17 protein-coding genes and 1 pseudogene are annotated in these 16552 nt (G+C 74.5%); 5 read left to right on the top strand and 13 right to left on the bottom strand.

The window, feature by feature from the left end; genetic code table 11:
* Positions 1 to 77 precede the first annotated feature (77 nt).
* Positions 78 to 1136, top strand: a complete 1059-nt coding sequence (locus tag ABZ321_RS54315) for a Gfo/Idh/MocA family oxidoreductase (RefSeq protein WP_354904298.1) — start codon at positions 78 to 80, stop codon at positions 1134 to 1136.
* Positions 1137 to 1305: 169 nt separating this feature from the next.
* On the opposite strand, the gene ABZ321_RS54310 is transcribed toward ABZ321_RS54315, so the two are convergent.
* From ABZ321_RS54310 to ABZ321_RS54300, 3 genes are all read right to left on the bottom strand, one after another.
* Complete coding sequence (locus tag ABZ321_RS54310; protein WP_354904295.1) at positions 1306 to 2070, bottom strand: phosphatase PAP2 family protein; 765 nt, start codon at positions 2068 to 2070, stop codon at positions 1306 to 1308.
* Between the two features lie 30 nt (positions 2071 to 2100).
* Complete coding sequence (locus tag ABZ321_RS54305) at positions 2101 to 2523, bottom strand: DUF3592 domain-containing protein (protein WP_344504488.1); 423 nt, start codon at positions 2521 to 2523, stop codon at positions 2101 to 2103.
* Between the two features lie 77 nt (positions 2524 to 2600).
* Positions 2601 to 3266, bottom strand: coding sequence for a macro domain-containing protein (locus ABZ321_RS54300; RefSeq protein WP_354904293.1), 666 nt, complete (start codon positions 3264 to 3266; stop codon positions 2601 to 2603).
* Positions 3267 to 3411: 145 nt separating this feature from the next.
* On the opposite strand from ABZ321_RS54300, the gene ABZ321_RS54295 reads away from it, so the two are divergent.
* Together ABZ321_RS54295 and ABZ321_RS54290 are read left to right on the top strand one after the other, a co-directional pair.
* Entirely contained in the window at positions 3412 to 4968 is a 1557-nt protein-coding gene (locus tag ABZ321_RS54295) for an ADP-ribosyltransferase domain-containing protein (protein ID WP_344504490.1), read from the top strand.
* 400 nt (positions 4969 to 5368) lie between these two features.
* Positions 5369 to 6967 carry an alkaline phosphatase D family protein gene (locus tag ABZ321_RS54290; RefSeq protein ID WP_354904291.1) on the top strand — a complete coding sequence of 533 codons (1599 nt, stop codon included), beginning with the start codon at positions 5369 to 5371 and terminating at the stop codon, positions 6965 to 6967.
* 95 nt (positions 6968 to 7062) lie between these two features.
* Here the strand turns inward: ABZ321_RS54290 and ABZ321_RS54285 are convergent, their stop codons facing one another.
* From ABZ321_RS54285 to ABZ321_RS54270, 4 genes are all read right to left on the bottom strand, one after another.
* Complete coding sequence (locus ABZ321_RS54285; RefSeq protein ID WP_344504493.1) at positions 7063 to 7692, bottom strand: CPBP family glutamic-type intramembrane protease; 630 nt, start codon at positions 7690 to 7692, stop codon at positions 7063 to 7065.
* Positions 7692 to 8159, bottom strand: a complete 468-nt coding sequence (locus ABZ321_RS54280; protein WP_344504494.1) for a DUF4442 domain-containing protein — start codon at positions 8157 to 8159, stop codon at positions 7692 to 7694. The genes ABZ321_RS54285 and ABZ321_RS54280 overlap by 1 nt, the downstream gene beginning before the upstream one ends.
* Positions 8160 to 8221: 62 nt before the next feature.
* Entirely contained in the window at positions 8222 to 8659 is a 438-nt protein-coding gene (locus ABZ321_RS54275; RefSeq protein ID WP_354904289.1) for a hypothetical protein, read from the bottom strand.
* Positions 8644 to 9240, bottom strand: coding sequence for a DUF4232 domain-containing protein (locus ABZ321_RS54270; RefSeq protein ID WP_354904287.1), 597 nt, complete (start codon positions 9238 to 9240; stop codon positions 8644 to 8646). Before ABZ321_RS54270 ends, ABZ321_RS54275 begins: the two co-directional genes overlap by 16 nt.
* A gap of 113 nt (positions 9241 to 9353) precedes the next feature.
* Between ABZ321_RS54270 and ABZ321_RS54265 the strand changes: the two genes are divergently transcribed.
* Positions 9354 to 9935 (top strand): hypothetical protein, encoded by a 582-nt coding sequence (locus ABZ321_RS54265; RefSeq protein ID WP_354904285.1) that lies wholly within the window; start codon positions 9354 to 9356, stop codon positions 9933 to 9935.
* On the opposite strand, the gene ABZ321_RS54260 is transcribed toward ABZ321_RS54265, so the two are convergent.
* Positions 9936 to 10139, bottom strand: a complete 204-nt coding sequence (locus tag ABZ321_RS54260) for a hypothetical protein (RefSeq protein WP_354904326.1) — start codon at positions 10137 to 10139, stop codon at positions 9936 to 9938.
* A gap of 175 nt (positions 10140 to 10314) precedes the next feature.
* Positions 10315 to 10659 (bottom strand): annotated as a pseudogene (locus ABZ321_RS54255) (LysR substrate-binding domain-containing protein); the annotation flags it as partial.
* Here ABZ321_RS54255 and ABZ321_RS54250 point away from each other — a divergent pair.
* Positions 10610 to 10999 carry a hypothetical protein gene (locus tag ABZ321_RS54250; RefSeq protein WP_344504500.1) on the top strand — a complete coding sequence of 130 codons (390 nt, stop codon included), beginning with the start codon at positions 10610 to 10612 and terminating at the stop codon, positions 10997 to 10999. The pseudogene ABZ321_RS54255 and the gene ABZ321_RS54250 overlap by 50 nt on opposite strands.
* A gap of 26 nt (positions 11000 to 11025) precedes the next feature.
* Here ABZ321_RS54250 and ABZ321_RS54245 read toward each other — a convergent pair whose 3' ends face one another.
* The 4 genes from ABZ321_RS54245 to ABZ321_RS54230 all read right to left on the bottom strand — a co-directional run bounded on the left by ABZ321_RS54245 (position 11026) and on the right by ABZ321_RS54230 (position 16495).
* Complete coding sequence (locus tag ABZ321_RS54245; protein ID WP_354904283.1) at positions 11026 to 11811, bottom strand: hypothetical protein; 786 nt, start codon at positions 11809 to 11811, stop codon at positions 11026 to 11028.
* Positions 11808 to 14834 carry a phosphatidylglycerol lysyltransferase domain-containing protein gene (locus tag ABZ321_RS54240; protein WP_354904280.1) on the bottom strand — a complete coding sequence of 1009 codons (3027 nt, stop codon included), beginning with the start codon at positions 14832 to 14834 and terminating at the stop codon, positions 11808 to 11810. The genes ABZ321_RS54245 and ABZ321_RS54240 overlap by 4 nt, the downstream gene beginning before the upstream one ends.
* On the bottom strand, positions 14831 to 15490 hold the full coding sequence (locus ABZ321_RS54235; protein WP_344504503.1) for a superoxide dismutase: 660 nt from the start codon (positions 15488 to 15490) through the stop codon (positions 14831 to 14833). Before ABZ321_RS54235 ends, ABZ321_RS54240 begins: the two co-directional genes overlap by 4 nt.
* A gap of 192 nt (positions 15491 to 15682) precedes the next feature.
* Positions 15683 to 16495, bottom strand: coding sequence for an SAM-dependent methyltransferase (locus tag ABZ321_RS54230; protein WP_354904277.1), 813 nt, complete (start codon positions 16493 to 16495; stop codon positions 15683 to 15685).
* Between the last annotated feature and the right edge of the window lie 57 nt (positions 16496 to 16552).

Genomic DNA, 16552 nt, shown 5'->3' with positions numbered 1-16552 from the left:
GGTGGGCCGCACTCCGCTTACGGGCTCGGGCAGGGATCTCCGCATGGGCCGCGGCGGGGTAGGGGAGACTTCAGGGCATGAGCGACACCACCTTGCGCGTCGGGCTGGTCGGGTACGGCACGGCCGGCGCGGCGTTCCACGCACCACTGATCAGCACGACGCCCGGGCTGGCCCTGAGCGCGATCGTCACCGCCAACCCGGAGCGCCGCCGCGCCGCGGCCGAGGCGTACCCCGGAGCGACGCTGCTGGCGGCGGCCGAGGAGCTGTGGGCGGCGGCCGGCGAGCTCGACGTGGTGGTGGTCGCCTCGCCGAACCGGACCCACGCGCCGCTGGCCCGGGCGGCGCTGGAGGCGGGGCTGCCCGTGGTGGTCGACAAGCCGCTGACCGCGACCGCCGCGGAGGGTGAGGCGCTGGTGCGGCTGGCGGCCGAGCGGGGGCTGCTGCTCAGCGTGTACCAGAACCGGCGCTGGGACGGGGACTTCCTCACGGCCCGGCGGCTGGTGGAGTCCGGGGCGCTCGGCAGGGTGCTGCGGTTCGAGTCGAGGTTCGAGCGGTGGCGGCCGGTGCCGAAGGGCGGCTGGCGGGAGAGCGCCGACCCCGCCGAGGCCGGTGGGCTGCTGTACGACCTCGGCAGCCACCTCGTCGACCAGGCCCTGCAGCTGCTGGGTCCGGCGACCGAGGTGTACGCGGAGGTCCACACCCGCCGCGCCGGCATCGAGGTCGACGACGACGTGTTCGTGGCGCTGCGGCACGAGGGCGACGCCCGGTCGCACCTGTGGATGAGCGCGCTCGCCGCTTCGCCGGGGCCGCGGCTGCGGGTGCTGGGTGACCGCGCGGCGTACACGAAACACGGCATGGACGTGCAGGAGGACGCGCTGCGGGCGGGCCGCCTGCCGACGGAGCCCGGCTGGGGCGAGGACGACCCCGCCCGCCACGGCGTGCTCACCGTCGACGGGAAGGACCAGCCGGTGGTGACCGAACCGGGCGCGTACCAGCGCTTCTACGAGGGCCTCGTCCTCGCCCTCCGCGACGGCGCGCCGCCGCCGGTCGACCCCGCCGGTTCGATCGCGACGCTCGCCGTGCTGGAGGCCGCCCGCCGCTCGGCCGACGACCGCCAGGTGGTGAAGCTGGCCTGACCCGCCCCCGCACCGCTTCGCCGTGGCGACCCGGACGCAGGCCGGCACCCGGCCTGCGGTCCGCGGACGCCACGGAGTGCAGGGTGGGTTGCAGGGGTGCGGTCCGTGGGCGGCCACGAAGGGCTGGGTCGGTTGAATAGGGTGCGGTCTGCGGCGGCGCCGGTGGGCGTCAGGTCGCGGCGGGGCCCGCCGGTCCCGGTCGGAGGGGTCGCGGGGGTGCCGCCGTCGTGAGCGGGCCGGTGGTGGACTCGCGCCGGCGGGGCACGGCGGAGCGGCCGCCCGGGTTCCAGGGCACGGTCTTGTCGAGGATGCCGCGGGCCATGATGTACAGGCAGGCCGCCCCGTTGACGAACGACGCGACGACGTCACTCGGGTGGTGCATCCCGCGGTACATCCGCGTCAACGCCACACCGAGCGGGATGGCGACCAGCGCCCACGCGGCGGCCCGGGTGAAGGGGCGGGTGGCGGCGCGGGCCAGCAGGAACGCCAGTCCACAGTAGAGCGCGACGGCGGCGGACGTGTGCCCCGACGGGAAGCTCGACGTGGGCAGCGAGCCGTCCATGCGATCCACCGCCGGCCGCTGCCGGTGGATCGCGAGGGTCGTGAACAGGAACACCGCCGCCTGGGCGCTCACGGCCGCGCACAGGAACAGCGGCTCGCGCCAGCGGCGCAGGAGAAGGACGAGGACGGTCGCGGCGACCGCTGTGACGGCGATGATTGCCGGCGTACTGGCGATGGTGCTGAACACGAGCGAGACGTCCGTGCGCGGGCCGGTGCGCTCCGCCGCCAGGGCACGGTTGACGCCGTCCTCGACGGTCAGCGGCCACACGCCGGGTAGTGCTCGCGTCACGAGGAGTCCGAGTCCGACGAGCAGCCCGTACAGGAGCAGCACCGGCAACAGGAGACGGACGGCGACGAGTGACGCGAGGCGCATGCCGGTGCTGGTACCCGTCGATGCCGGCCGCTACTCGCTGAGCATGACGACCAGGCCGATCAGGCCGGCGATGGCGGCGGCGGTACCGCCGATGGCGCTGAGCATGTTCAGGCCCTTGCCGGTGCCCAGGTTCGCCTCGAGCTTGGCGACGTGCGGGGCTTTGGGGTCGTAGAGGACGGCGACCGGTGTGCCGGGCCGGAAGCGGGGCGGGTTCGCCCCGACCGGGTCCGTCGCGCGCATCGGGCGGCCTTCGCGGGTGTGGTACTGGAAGATGGGCATCCCCAGCTGGACCCCGGAGGCGGTGGGGACGAAATCCCAGCTGACGTCGACGACGACGCCGGGCACGCGGACCGCGCGGGCCAGGAACCGCCGGTCGCTGCCCGAGGAGCGGACCCCCTTGACGAGGTGGACCACCCCGATGAGCAGCATCACCACGAACCCCACCATCAACATGTGCGACCATCCTCGACCCGGGCCACGCTCGACGATGGCAGCGTGACCCGGGGCGCGTGCAGTTCTCGTGCAAGCGCCTATCGGCGCTGCGGCGGGGTGATCCGGACCCGCTCCTGCTCCGGGCGGCGCTCGATGTCGTCCAGCTGGGCGCTGACCGTGGCGCGCAGCTCGTCGTAGTCGTCGAACGAGTAGTCGCCGAACAGCGTGTAGCCGGCCCACATCAGGTTGGCGCACACCTGCGGCGGCACCTTGCCCGTGGCCGCGCCCATGCCGACGAGCGCGACCGACGTGATGCTGCCGGGCTCGGCCGCGTTCTGCATGTGGATCGCCTGGAACGCCGCCGCGCACGCGAGGGCCACGTTGAGCGTCTCGCGGACGTTCTGCACCGACTGCGTCATCGTCGGGGTGGAGATGAGGAACCTGGGGGTGGCGGCGCCGGACGGGACACACACCGCGCTGCCGATCGGCAACGTGCCGGCGAACCCGTCGCGGATGGCCCGCTGCACCCGCAGCTGGATGCCGGCGCCGAGGTGCCGCTTGACGACGGCGTCGACGCCGCCGTCCATCAGGCCCTGCGAGTTGGTCGGGCTGACCCAGGCGTCGACCCGCTGGTTGAGGATCGAGCCCTTGACGATCTCGACCTCGGGATTGTCCTGGAACGCCGACCGCCAGGCCTGCACGACCTTGGCGTTGACGTCGCTGAGGACCACCTTGAGCTGCGTGTTGGTGGCGCTTTCGGGCATGGCTCGCTCCGATCGGGGTTCGGCTGTGGCTTCGGTTTCCGCCGGACCGTACCGGGTGCGCTTCGGCGGAAAAAATGTCAGAGGTCGGTGTTAGTCTCCGGGCGTTTTCGGGGCCTGGCCCCATCGACGGCGACCTGGGGGCATCATGAGCGACGACGAGTTGGGCCTTGCCGAGCTGTTCAGCGGTGGCGGCGAGCCGTGGCTGCCGCTGCTGAAGCCCGTCATCGAGGCGCAGCCGGCCGCGGCCTCGTTCATCGGCCCGGGCCGCAGCCCGAAGGTCGTGCCCGTGCGGGAGCTGACGTTCCAGGCGCTGAAGCCCAACCCTCCGCACAAGTGGAAGGTCGTCGTCTTCGGGCAGAATCCTTACCCACGGCCGGAGAGCGCCACCGGCATCGCCATGTTCGACAACACGTTCCACGACTGGGACGACAGCCAGTTCGGCAAGGTCATCTCCATCCGCTGCATCATCAAGGCCGCGGCGATGTGGAAGCACGGCATCCCGAAGAAGACGCCGATCGCCGACATCCGCAAGCTGCTGCGCGAGCACGACACCGTGCAGCCGCCCGAGTGGTTCCAGGCGATGCTCACCCAGGGCGTGCTGCTGCTCAACGCGTCGCTGACCGCGAGCAGCGACGGCGCGATGGCCACCGACCAGCACACCGCGTTCTGGCGCCCCGTCGTCGAGCGGCTGGTCGAGGAGATCCTCAAGGCCAAACAGGACGCCGACGAGCCCGACCGCAGCGTCGTCTTCGCCTGGTGGGGCGCGCACGCCCGCAGCCTGAAGAGCGTCGTGCAGCGCCTCGAGAAGCGCTATCCCGGCGTGCGGGTCCGCCACATCGACCACGCCAACCCGGCCGCCCAGGGCGACATCTTCTGCGACGGCGAGCACTTCGGCACCGTCAACGCGGCGCTCGACGCCCTCGGCGCCGACGAGGTCGACTGGCTGCCGAGCAAGGGGTGGAATGCGTCGGCCGCCGCCGCCGACCGCATGGGCGCCTTCATCGCGTCCACAATGGAGCTGCACCAGCTCTACCTGGAGCGGCTCGCCAGCGTCAAGGACGAGGGCCTTGCCCTCCCCGCCATCACCGGCGTCTTCGACACGCCGCTCATGGACTTCCGCGAGGCGATCGCCCCCGCCGCGAAGGTCCTCGCCGGCCTCGACTGGCACGTCGAGCAGTCGCACCAGTTCGGCACGTCCCGCGCCGACACCGACGGCCTGTCCGCCGCCGAGGTCGCCGCCCTGTACCTCTACACCTGCGAGTCCGCCTTCTACCGGCAGATCAACGCGAGCCTGCGCAGCCCCGACCGCTCCCGTGTCGTGCCCTACCTGCCGTATCTGCGCCTGCTGTTCTCCGCCGTCTCCCGCCTGCCCGCCCGCACCGAGCCCCTGTGGCGCGGCGTGTCGATGGACCTGCGCGCGCAGTACCCGGCCGGTCAGACCGTCACCTGGTGGGGCGTCTCCTCGTGTACTTCGAAGCTCAGCATCGCCGAGGCGTTCCTGGGCCGCCGCGGCAAGCGCACCCTCTTCGAGGTCCACCCCACCCGCGCCGTCGGCATCCGCCGGTTCTCCGCCTTCACCGGCGAGGAGGAGTTCATCCTGACCCCGGGCACGCAACTCCAGGTGACCGACGTGCACGCGGACCGCGGCGGCCTGTGCACCATCCGCCTGACCGAGCTCCCCGACCAGCACCAGGTCAGCTGACCCCGGGGCACTCCCGGCCCACGCGGCTTGGGCAGCGCCGCCTGGGCCCCCGGCCTGGGCGGCGCGGTGCGGCTTGGGTTGCTGCTCGGGGCAGCGCGGCTTGAGCGGTGCGGCGCGGTCTGGGTGGTGTGGCCTGACCGGTGTCGCCTGGGTGGTGTGGCCTGAGCGGCGTGGCTTGAGCGGTCCGGCCTGTTTGGTGTGGCCAGGGATGCCGGGCGCATGGTTCGTGTCGCGTCTGCTGCCCCTGGCGCCGCGCCGGGTGAGAGGTTCGCGCCGGAAGAGATTGTCGGCGGCGGGGGTGGTTCGGAACGTGCGGCTGGCGTTCGTCCGGTGTTTCGGAAGGCGTTGGCGGGGTGGCGCAGAGTGGGGCGACGGGCGGATCCAACTCTGGGGAGGGTTCATGGTCACTCGGCGTCAGATGCTCACCACGACGGCGGTCTCGGCTGGGGCGGTGGTGTTGCCGTTGACGGCGGCGGACCCGGCCGTGGCGCACGGCGGGTCGTTGCCGGGGCATGCGGGGGTGTTCGCGCTGGGGGTGGCGAGCGGCGATCCGCTGCCCGACGGGGTGATCCTGTGGACCCGGCTGCTGCGGGCGGCGGGGCCGCCGGCGGCGCGGCCGGTCAGGGTCGACTGGCAGGTGGCGTCGGACGAGCGGTTCCGTGATGTGGTGCGGTCGGGGCACACCGTCGCCGTGCCGCAGCTGGGGCATTCGGTGCACGTGGACGCCCGGGGGTTGCGGCCGGGGCGTGAGTACTTCTACCGGTTCCGGGCGCTGGGGGAGCTGAGCCCGGTCGGGCGGACGAAGACCGCGCCGGCGCCGTCGGCGGACCGGGGTGGGCTGCGGTTCGGGATCGTCAACTGCCAGGACTTCCAGAACGGCTACTGGCCGGCCTACGCGGGGCTGGCCGCCGAGGACCTCGACGTGGTGCTGCACCTCGGGGACTACATCTACGAGTACGACCCGCACAGCGCGTACGCGGACCGGCAGCACACGACGCCGGCCACGCCCGGGCTCGACCAGCTGCGGACGCTCGACGACTACCGGGCCCGGCACGCGCAGTACAAGAGCGACCCGCTGCTGCAGGCGGCGCATGCCGCGTTCCCGTGGATCGTGACGTGGGACGACCACGAGACGGAGAACAACTACGCGTCGCTGACGGACGAGATCGACGACACGGGCGGGCAGCACCAGTCGCCGGAGGTGTTCGCGCGGCAGCGGGTGGCGGCGTACCAGGCGTACTACGAGCACATGCCGATCCGGGCGAACCTGAAGCCTGGCAGCGCCGACCTGCGGATCTTCCGGCGGTTCGACTTCGGGCGGCTGGCGCGGATCAACGTGCTCGACACGCGGCAGTACCGCACGGACCAGCCGGGCGGGTTCCCGGGCGACTTCGGGCTGCCGGGGGCGGGGACCGCGAACACGGGCGGGACGCTGACGGGTGAGGACCAGGAGCGGTGGCTGGCCAGGGGGCTGGACCACTCGCCGGCGCGGTGGAACGTGATCGCCCAGCAGGTCATGATGAGCCGCGTCAGGTTCCCGAACCCGACCGGCGGGGTGCCGCCGATCGTGGCGAACCTCGACCAGTGGGACGGGTACGTCCCGCAGCGCGACCGGCTGCTGCGGCACCTCGTCGACGCGAAGGTCGCCAACCCGGTCGTGCTCGCCGGTGACATCCACTCGACCTGGCTCAGCGAGCTCAAGCTGGACTTCGATCGGCCCGAGCAGCCGTCGGTGGCGGTCGAGCTGACCGCGACGTCGATCAGCTCGGACTTCCCGATCGCGTTCGACGGGCCGCTCAAGGCGGTCAACCCGACGCTCAACCCGCACGTGCGCTACTTCGACGGTTCGAAGCGTGGCTACCTGCGGTGTGAGCTCAACCGGTACGGCTGGCGCACCGACGCCCGCACGGTGGACACGATCGCGAGCCGGACGGCACCGGTGAGCACCAGCGCGTCGTACGTCATCGAGGCCGGCACCTCGACCCTGCAGAAAGCCTGACCCGAAGGCCTGTCATGGAGGCCTGACCCGAAGGCCTGTCATGGAGGCCTGACGCAAACGGACCACAGGGCATGGCGCGTGACCGGGAGGACCGGTCACGCGCCGTGGTAGAAGAAGCCGCCCAGGCCGACGGTGAAGATGAGCAGGCCGTAGGCGGCGTGCTCGACGGAGACCACGAACAGGGAGCGGGTCTGCTGGTAGCGGCGGGCGAACAGCCAGCCGCCCGCCAGGGTCAGCACGACCGCGAGGACGTTGCCGAAGATGATGTGCGCGAAGCCGAACGCGAGCGCGCCGGCGAGCGCTGCGGCGGCCGGTGAGGGGAACAGCGGCGCGTACCGGTGCAGCAGGAACGCCCGGTAGAGCAGCTCCTGCGGGTAGACGGAGGCGAGCGGGTAGAACACGACGATCGCGGCCCACAGCAGCGGCCGCTCGCGGGGCAGGTCGAACAGCCGGTCCGGGGCGAGCCACGCGACCAGGCCGGTCATCGCCACGGCGGTGGCGCACCAGAGCGCCAGCATCGGCCGCCAGACGTCGCGGGCCGGCAGCGCGCCTGGGCGCCACAGGTCGCGGCGGTCGAAGCCGGGCTGCCGCCGCAGGTAGAGCACGGCGACGACGGCGAGCAGCAGCAGGACGGGGATCGGGCCGCCGGGCGGTGCCGCCACGGCGTACACCGCGATGAGCACGAAGAACACGAGCCCGAACTCGGCGGCGAGCCGGACCCGCATCAGGCGGCGCCGGGCGCGCGGCGGACGCTCCAGTCGAAGGTGCCCTGGCACACCACGACGCCGGTCTCGTCGGTGATGTCGGCGGTGGTGGCGATCCGGACCCGGTTGGCGACGCCGATGAACACCTCGGCGAGGGTCTCACGGGCGTCCGGGTCGAGCCGGCAGGTGGCGGTCAGGTGCCCGCGGGCCGGCGCGAGGAAGCGCATGGTCGCGGCGGCGCCGAGCGGGACGACGCCCTGGACCGCGTCGGGGGTCGGGCACGCGGAGATGATCGCGGCGAGCCCGGCCGCGTCGGCGAGGGTGACGAGGCCGCTGGAGTGCAGCGAGCCGATGACGTTGGCGAGGGCCGGCGGCGCCGTCACCGTGACCACGCCGACGCCGTTGACGGCGCGCACGACCTCGAGTCCCACGGTGCGGTGCGCCGGGATGGGGTCCAGCAGCGACCTGGCCAGCGCGGTGGCGTCCATTCCGCGACGGTGCGACGTCAAGATGACGGCCGTGTCACGCCCGCACCACGGCCGGGTGACGGTCAGCAGGCCGTGTCGCGCGGGAACGGCCAGAACCGGATCGCGGCCTCGATCAAGGTGGCGCGGGTGGGGTGCAGCTCGAACGCGACCACCCGGCCGGACACCGGTCGCGTGGCGCAGAGCGGCTCGGCGGTGGCGACGGTCCAGCCGTTCGCGGCCAGCAGGTCGGCGTGCCGGGCGCGGACGTCGGCCCAGCCGGTGCCGGCGGCGAGGGTGCGCTCGACCGTCACCGACCCGCGCGTCTCCTCGCCGGGGTCGCACGGGTTGCTCCGGTGCCGGGCGGTGATCTCGGTGCCCGGCACGTCGGCGGTCAGGACCGGGTCGCCGGCGAGCAGGTCGAGCAGCTCCGGCGGCGCCGTCCGGCAGCCGGCCCCGGGCGTGCCGATGGGGACCGCGCAGGCGGCACACAGGACGGCCAGCACGATCAGCCGGCGACCCAAGGGCTGACCCCCATCTTGCCCGTGTTGCCGGGGTCGGTCGACAGCGTCAGCGTGTGCCGCGCCTGCCCCGGGGCGGCCGCCACGGAGATGTACTCGCCCTTGGCGACGGTCGCCGCGTCGGTGGTGAGGTTGCGCCACACCAGGACCGCGACGGCGGTCCCGCCGGGCGGCACGTCGAGGCGCTTCGGGCGGACGCCGTCGTAGCGCTCGATCGTCGCGACGTTGGCGGTGCCGTCGAGCACGGCGACGTCGAGCGGCCGCTGCTCGGCGTCGAGGACGGCGATGTCGGGGTAGCCGTTCAGGGTGTACACGGTCGTGCCGCAGTTGCGCAGCGTCACCCCGACCGCGCGCAGCCCCATCGCCGCGTCGACCTCCCCGACGGACAGCGCCACCCCGGCGGCGTCGCACGTCGGCGCGGGTGCCGGCACCGGCGTCGGCGTCAGGGAGGGCGACGCCGACCCGATCGCCGGGATCGACACGTCGGGCCGGGCCGCGGGCGGGTGGGCCGGCGTCGTGCCGCACCCGGCCAGCGCCGCCACCGCCACCGTCACCGCCACCGTCGTCAGCCGTCGTGCGCTCATCCCGCCGATCATGCCGTACCGCCGCGACCACCGCCGACCCGCGCCGGTCCCTGCACAAGGCCCTCACAAGGCCCTCACAAAGGCCCTTGCGCCGGCATGGAACGATCCGGCCCGTGACCGACGACGACCTCTTCAGCCGCCACGACGCGGCGTCCGCCCTGGTCCCTGCGGTGTTCGGCGACGGCGACGCGGCGAAGGCCCGCGCCCGCGTCCGGGCGCTCCTGGAGGCGCTCGGCGCCGAGATCAAGGGCGACCTGCCGCGGCCACAAGACGGCCCGCCGTACCTCCTCGTCGTGCACACCAGCGACTACAACTACGAGAGCACGATCTACGCGGTGCCGGACGACGCGGTCCCGCCGGCCGTGCGCGAGGCGCTGCGGGTGGTGCCGGAGTGCTTCGCCGCCCCCGACGACGCGTACCTGGCGTGCTGGGGCGGCATCCTGCGGCTCCTGGCGGTGTGGGGGCTCGACGGCCTCACCGCGGCCGCGTTCCACGACGTGATGGTCGAGGACTTCGGCGCCGCGCACGGACACCGCGACCTGCCGGACCTGGCGGAGATCACCGCGCTCGGCGGCGCCTGGCGGGCGCACGAGGTGGCCCGCCTCGACCAGGGCGGCACGACCGTCGTCGACGCGTCGGCGCCATGGCTCGGGCACCGTTTCCGGGAGCTGTACCTGTTCCGCCAGAGCATGTGATCAAGGAAGCGGCACGGGCTCCGCGTCGGTGCGGGCGGCGGCCACGCTCATCGCCGACCGGACGAACGCCGCCACGGCCGGTGAACGGGAGTCCTGCGGCCACGCCACCACCAGGGTGTTGGGCTTGAGGTCGTCGACGGTCCGGTACGCGATCTCGGGCCGGGGATGCCGGCGGGCCACCGACGCCGGCGGGAACCACACCATGCCGCCCAGCGCGACCAGGTTGAAGATCTGCGCCAGATCCAGCCTGGGCCCGGCCGGCGCGCCCTGCCCGGCGGGCGCGCCGGGTGCGCAGCGGGTCGGCCGGCGCGCCGTCGGGCAGGACCCGGCCGGCCAGATCCGCCAGGCACAGCCGCGACCGGGCCGCCAGGGGGTCGTCGGCCGGCAGCGCGACGAGCCGGGGCTCGGTCAGCAGCGGCTCGCGGTCCAGCCCCCGGTCGTCGAACGGCAGCGGCAGCAGCGCCACGTCCGCGCTGCCCTCCCGGAGCGCCGGCGCCTGCTCGCCCTTGCCGCCCATCAGCAGCTCGACGGGCGGCGCCACCGCCCCGTCCCGGAACGACGCCTGGAACGCGGCGAGGATCCCCGGCAGCAGCCCGGCGTCGTAGTCGGCCTTCAGCGCGACCCGCAGCCCCGGCACCGGCTGCCCCGCGTGCCGGACCCGCCGCTGCGCCGCCGTGACCGCGTCGAGGGCCGTCCGCGCCCCGACCTGCGCGGCCCGCGACATCGCCGCCGTCGCCGCCCGCCTGCTGCTCGACCGCGCCTGGACCGGCACCGGCAGCGTCGCCGTCCTGGGGCCCGAGGACCTGTCGTACACCGACATGGCCCGCATCCTGTCCGACGTCCTCGGCCGCCCCGTCCGCTTCGAGCGCACCCCGCCGGACGCCTTCAAGGCCGGCCTCCTCGGCCACGGCGTGTCGGAGCCGATGGCCCAGGCGATGGTCGACATGTTCCTCGCCAAGGACGCCGGCCTCGACAACGCCGAACCCCGCACCCTGGCCACCACCACCCCGACCACCTTCCGCCAATGGTGCGAGGAGGTCCTGAAGCCTGCCCTGGAGAGCTGAGCGGTCCCAGGGCGGTCCCAGGGCGGTCACTGGGCGGCGGCGGTGGCCGGGGCGTGCGCGAGGACGGCGGCCGCCGCGACGGTGGCGGTGACGGCGGTGACGGCGACCGGCGCCCAGCCGGTGCGGACGTCGTCGCCGAAGAGCAGGACGCCGGCGGCGGAGGGGACGATGACCTCGACGATCCAGAGCAGGGCGGTGACGGGCCCGACCTGGCCGTGCTCGAGGGCGTGGGCGTACAGGAGCATGCCCGTCACCCCGAAGACGGCCAGGGCCCACACGAGCGGCTCCAGCAGGAACGCGCCGGAGAAGCCGACGGCCCGGGCGCAGAGGGCGGCGCCGCCGAAGGCGAGCCCGGCGACGGCGCCGGCGAGGTTCGGGGCGCCGTGCCGGGCGGCGGCCCAGCCGGCGAGGGCGACGGGGACCGTGGCCAGGGCCAGGGCGAGCCGGATGGCGGTGGGCGGCGCCGCCGGGGCCTGCGGGCCGGCCGCGGCCGCGAGGGCGGCGAGGGCCACGACGGTGACCGCGACCGCCGCCACGTCCCGCCCACGGAGGCGGGCCTTGAGCATGACCCGGGCCGCGACGACCGTGACGGCGAGCGAACCGGCGAGGACCGCCTGCACCTGGTACACCGGCAGCACCCGCAACGCGGCGAGGGACAGCAGCCAGGAGACGAGGTCCAGGCAGATGCCGGTCAGGTAGGCCGGGGCGCGCAGGGTCTGCAGCATGCCCGGGGAGCGCCGGGCGCCGGAGGCCTGCAGCACCGACGCGACGCCGTAGCCGAAGGCCGCGGCGAGCGCCAGGAGCAGGCTCATGAGCGGTTGAGCAGACGGCCGATCACGGGCAGCTCGGAGACGCCTTCCGCGCCGGCGACCGCGACGCCCTGCGCGGCCAGCTCGGTGCCGCTGAGCAGCAGGTACCGGGGGCGCCACAGCGGCTGGTACTTGTCGTTGAAGTGCCACAGCGACTCGATCTGCATGCTGCCGGAGAAACGGTGCAGCAGCCGGCGCTGCAGGTCGTTGAGGTGCCCCTCGCCGCGCTCGCCGGCCAGCACCTGGCGCATGACGGCGAAGTTGAGGCCGAGGCCCCACGAGCCCAGCGAGCGGAGCCGCTCGATGGTCTCGACGATGATGAAGTCGGTGAGGCCGTTGGGCAGGTCGGGGTCGGTGCCGCGGCGCATCACGTCCAGGGACCAGCCGGCGATGTCGGCGGCCGGGATCCAGTGGCAGAAGCCGGCCGCGCGGCCGTCGGGGCCGTAGGCGACGGCGAGGAGCAGCCCGGTGTCCCGGGGGTCGAACAGCCGCGACAGCGTCATCGAGAAGCCGCGCTCGACGTCGCCGCGGCGGCTCTGCGTCATCAGCGCCCGCAGCTGCTCGCGCAGGCCGTCGGGGAGCGCGGCGGGGTCGTGGAAGCGGACGGTGAAGCCGGCCCGGCGGACCCGGTTGCAGGCGCTGCGCAGCCCCTTCATCGCCCGCCCGTCGAGGGTGAACGCGCCGCAGTCGACGATCGCCTCGTCGCCCAGGTAGACGGGGCGCAGGCCGGCGCAGCGGTAGACCGGCAGCCAGCCCTCCGCGGCGCCGACGACGCTCACCGGCCAGCCGTGCCCGTCGGCGAACGCCGTGAACTCCGCCCACGCCGCCGTCCACTGCTCGGGCGGCCCGATCGGGTCGGGGGAGACGAGGCACACGCCGTCGCGGACCGCGTAGGCGACGACGCAGTCGCCGGTGAAGAACCACGACTTGTCGTCGCGCAGCGCGAAGTAGGCGAGCGTGTCGCCGCCGTCCTCGGCCACGATCCGGCGGGCCCGCTCCAGGTCCGCCCGGTGCTCCGCGACGCTCGGCGGCCGGTGCAGCCGGGGTTGTACGAGCAGCCACCCCACCATCAGCAGCAGGCTGAGCCCGGCCGCGTACAGGGCGGGCGCCAGCAACGGCACGGCCGCCGGCAGCGGCACGACCCGGTCGCCGACGAGCCGGTCGGCGACGGCGCGGGCGGTCAGCCCGGCGTCGTGCCCGGGCCCGGCGCGGCCCCGCTCACCGGCGGCGAGGACCAGCGCGGCCGACACCGCCCCGACGAGCAGCCCGCCGGCGAGCAGCGCCACCGTGGCCCGCCGGACCTGCTGGCTCCCGGGCCGGGACGGGAACGCGCCCCGGTGCCACACCAGCCACCCGGCGACCACCGCGGCGAGGGCCGCCTCCTCGACGTCGATGCCCTTCACCACGTGCAGGACCGCGGTCGCCGCGAGCAGCAGCACGGTGGCCGTCCAGGCGAGCCGCCGCCCGCGCCGCAGGCCCCAGGCGAGCAGCAGCAGCGCGGTGCCGGAGAAGACGACCGTTGCCGCCGCCGCCTGCGGTACCTCCACCGGCAGCCGCTCCAGGAGCGCCGCGAGCCGCCCCCGCAGGGGTGTCGTCAGCGCCGACACCAGGCTCAGCGCCGCGACGGCGGCGACCGCCCACGCGGCCACGCGCCGGGTCCGCTCGTCCCTGACCCGCCGGTCGAGCCCGGTGTGGTGCAGCGGCCAGCCCGCCGCGCCCGGCAGGCTCGCCACCACCCTCGGCGTGCCCGGCGGCACGCCGGTGGCGGGCCGGCGGCGGGCGGCGAGCCGCTCGAGGCGGGCCTGCCCGCCGCCGTCGGACTCGCCGACGACCAGGTCGACCTGGATGTCGCGCCCGGCGGTCACCTCGACCCAGGAGCGGCGCAGGACCGGGGCGAAGACCGGCGGCAGGAACCACCGGGCCGGCCGGGCCTCGACGCACCGCACGCCGCAGCCGCTGTTGGCGTAGAACCCGCCGGGGACCGCGGCCAGCTCCGGCTGGTGGGTGTGGCCGGTGACGAGCCCGGCGAGCCCGTCGGCGCACAGCGACGCCGCGACCGCCCGCGGCGTGCCGTTGAGGTGCATGCCGCGGGGACCGAGCCGGCTGCCGGCCATGGCCGTGTAGAGGACCCGGGACGTCAGGACGGCGAGCAGCACCAGCAGCGCCGCCTGCGCGATCAGTCCCGCGCCGGCCAGCGCCGTCCATCTGGGCAGCCGACCCAGCACGCTGGAGCGCGTCAGCAGCTCCGGCACGCGCAGCAGCACCGCCGCGAGCAGCGGCAGCAGCAGCCACCAGGCACGCGGGCCGAGCCTGCGGTACACGAGCCGCGACGCGACGTACTGCCCGATGGCGTTGGGGTCGGCGATCGCGGTGAGGTCCGCGAGCAGCGGGGTGTGCCGGACCTCGGGCAGCACCTCCTGCACGATGTGCTGCCCGAGGGGCGAGTCGAGCGGGTTGCGCGGGTCGCGCAGCGCGTTGGCGGGGTCGTAGGCGTGGCCGTGCTCTACCCGCACGACCCTGCGCCCGGCGGGCGTCTCGACGTCCAGCTCCACGGCCAGGGCGCAGCGGGCGCCGGCCTGCCGGGCGAACGTCTTCGCGGACACGCCGTCCCAGGCGATCGCCGCGTCGTGGTTGCCGACGACCACGACCACGTGCCGGCCGGGCGCCGCCGCGAACGCCCGCAGGGCCCCGGTCAGCCGCGGGTGCGCGTCCAGGGCGGCCTCGACGGTGCCGCCGGGCTCGCCCCACAGCTCGATCACGTCGCCGTTGAGCACGACCGCGCCCGGGCCGTCACCCCATCCGTCGAGACGGTCCGCGAGGTCGCGTTCGATCTGGGCGGACGCGTCGGTCGGGTGCGGCGCGAGGTGCAGGTCGCCGCAGACGAGTGCCTTCGCCCCCGGCGGCAGCGGCACCGTGATCAGGTCCGGCACCGCATCCTCGGCCGCCTCGACCAACTCCGCGCCGGCCGGCTCGTCGTCGGACCCCTGATCAGGCGACTCGTCAGCGTCGGGCTCGGCGGCGGTCACGCCGGCAGGGTCAGGCAGGCGACCCGGGGCCCGGCGTCGCCGGCCTGCCCGTCAGCGGTCTTCGTCGCCGTCGCGTGGATGACCAGGGACCTCGGCGCCGGGTCGAACGTCCACGGGTGGGTGGCGACCGCCGACCCCCGGCCGTCGGCGCGGGTCGTCACGTCGAGCCACACCTCGTTCTGCGGGTTCGCGTACGAGGGGTCGGCCTTCATCGGGGCGGCCGGGGTCTCCGGCGGCGTCACCGCCGGCGACGCCGTCTGCGGCGGCGACACGGGCCCGGGCGGGGACGGCGCGTTGGGCTGCGTGGCCGGCGGGTGCCGGTGCTGGAAGTGCGGCCCGGCGGCGTCGGGTGTCGCGCCGCACGGGTTCGTGTGCAGGTGGACGCCGTAGGTGCGGTTCGGCAGCAGCCCGGCGACGGTGAACCAGACCCGGCTGTCCGACGACGTCTCGGTGATGCTGAGGGTGGCGACCGCCCCGTCCGGGACGAGCGCCGGGTCGTACGTGATGGCGGTCGCGCCCGGTGTGTAGGGGGCGAACGTGCCGGTCGCCGACGACACCCGCGGCGACGGGGCCGGCGCGGCGCCGCCGGCGGAGCTGGTGCACCCGCCCGCGAGGGCGACGCACACGAACGGCAGGATCTTGGTGACGCTGTGCATGGCCCCAGCGTCGTCCGGGCCGGGGTGTCGGATATGCCAACTGCGCCCGTTTCACCCCATCAGTCAGTATTGGCCGGGAGGCGGACATCCACGGGCGGACCGCCACCTCGCCGGTCGGTGGCGGTCACGATGCCCGGGTGCGCCCGCCCGATCGAGCGGACGACGGCGAGCCGCCCGGGGACTGGCCTGGGGCTACTTGACGGCCATCGCGCCGTACATGGAGACCTCGGCGGGCGTCGGGTGCCCGGCGGCGTCGGGGCGCCACTCACTGATCGGCACGATGCCCGGCTCGACCATCCGCAGCCCGTCGAAGAACCGCGCGAACGTGTCCCGGTCCCGCGGCCAGGCATCCACCAGACCCCGCGCGAGGAGCTGGTCGTACATGGCGGCGACGGGCGGCTCGACGAAGTCCTTTGTGGAGTTCGTCGCGACGAGGTAGCTGCCCGCCGGGACGGCCGCGAGCAGCTCCGTCACGACCTTCCGCGCGTGCTCGTCGTCGCGGATGAAGTGCAGCACCGCGTACAGCAGGATCCCCACCGGCTCGCCGAGGTCGAGCGTCGCGGCCACCTCGGGCGCGCCGAGGATCGCGGCCGGTTCGTTGAGATCTGCGTCGACGTAGTTGGTGACGCCCTCCTCGGAGCCGATCAGCAGGGCGCGGGCGTGGGCGAGCACCATCGGGTCGTTGTCGACGTAGACGACCCGGGTCTCCGGCGCGATCGCCTGCGCGACCTCGTGCGTGTTGTGCGGCGCGGGCAGGCCGGTGCCGATGTCCAGGAACTGCCGGATCCCGGCCTCGCGGGCGAGGAAGCGGATCGTGCGGTTGTGGAACGCGCGGCCCTCCTGCGCGGCGGTGCGGATCGCGGGGTACGCGCCGGCGATCCGGTCGCCGGAGTCCCGGTCGACCTGGAAGTGGTCCTTGCCGCCGAGCCAGTAGTTCCACCGGCGAGCGGGCGACACGGCGCCGACGTCGAGGCGTGGGTCGGGGTGCGGCTGGTCGGGGTGCACGGCGGGAGCCTCCAGACGGCAGTCAATAAGGCGGCATCGTAGCGGGCTTGACACAGT

This window comes from Dactylosporangium sp. NPDC006015 (genome assembly GCF_040614215.1).
In the GTDB taxonomy this organism is placed as follows: Bacteria; Actinomycetota; Actinomycetes; order Mycobacteriales; family Micromonosporaceae; genus Dactylosporangium; species Dactylosporangium maewongense.
This window is presented reverse-complemented; position numbering and strand designations above follow the sequence as displayed.